Annotated in this window: 1 protein-coding gene and 1 pseudogene; both read right to left on the bottom strand. The window is 56.7% G+C overall.

The genetic code is table 11. The annotated features are described in order from the left end of the window. Positions 1–933 (bottom strand): ABC transporter permease (locus tag QJ48_RS29495; RefSeq protein WP_054976945.1); only part of this gene is annotated, 933 nt, incomplete at its 3' end. After that, a pseudogene (locus QJ48_RS37750) lies at positions 926–1,119 on the bottom strand (bacitracin ABC transporter ATP-binding protein); the annotation flags it as partial. The gene QJ48_RS29495 and the pseudogene QJ48_RS37750, both read right to left, overlap by 8 nt.

Raw genomic sequence — 1,119 nt, forward strand, 5'->3', positions numbered from 1 at the left:
GAGTCTGGTGGGCTCGGAGATTGGTATAAGAGAAAGAAACAGCACAAAATAAGCGAGCAGCATCGTAACCGAGAAGCCGAGGGTCATTCCTTCGATCAGCGGCTTCCCTTTCAGATATTGCGTCAGATCGAGGTGGGCGAACAGCACATACTTGACCCAAGGGTATTCGCGAAGCCCGTGCACGATGCTCGTTCCGACAAAGAGCAGGGCAATGGAGCCGCCGATGGCGAAGGAGCTCGACCGGAATACGGTGGAGATCATGAACCCGAACGTCGCCATCATCACGAGGGAAACGCTGTTCAGCGCATACGTTTGAAGCAGGGAAGCGACCATGCTTTGTTCGACGACCATGCCGTCTCTTACGTCGAGACCGGGCTGATGAAGCGCGCCGAGTCCGTAGAAGCCGATGCCGAGAAGCCAGCTTACGGCGAAAACGGAGACCAGCAGAAACAAGGCGAATCCGAGGGAAGCGATATATTTGCTCAGCAGCACCTTCCACCGTTTGGCCGGACGGATCAGGATCAGCTTGATCGTACCTCCCGAAAACTCCCCGGCGACGTTGTCTGCCGCTACGATGATCGTGAAGATTGTGATCAGCATGATCAAGCTTGTTCCCAGCGTGACGGGAGTCCACAAGCTGCGTTCGTTGACGGGAATGTCGTGCTCGATGGCATACCGGTCGCGGAGTATGCTTTCCTGAAGTCGCTGCTTCTGTCCTTCGCCCAACCGCGCGTCGCTCATCATCTGCTCCGTCTGCTGAATGTTTGCCGAGAGCCGGGTTTTCCAGTCCCGTTGATCAAGCGGCTTATCCATAAATTGGACAGTGGACAGGAGCGTCATAAATACGATCAAGCTCGCGGCCATTACCCAGGTTCGCCATCGGCGGAAAATTTTCATCGATTCGTTCTGCACCAAAGGCATCAGCCTAAGCATGCCGCTCCCCTCCCGTCAGCTCCAAAAATTGTTCCTCCAGCGTCCGGCCCGAACTTCGGACGCCGTACACTTCGATGCCGGCTTGCACCAGCGTGCGTACAACGGAGGGGATGGCTCCTCTGGCGAGCCTGCCTTCGATTGCGGCTTCGGCCGTCCCACCGTGTTCCGGACCGGTACACTCGAAGC

Origin of the sequence: Paenibacillus sp. A3 (assembly GCF_001399685.1) — a bacterium.
GTDB lineage: Bacteria > Bacillota > Bacilli > Paenibacillales > NBRC-103111 > Paenibacillus_G.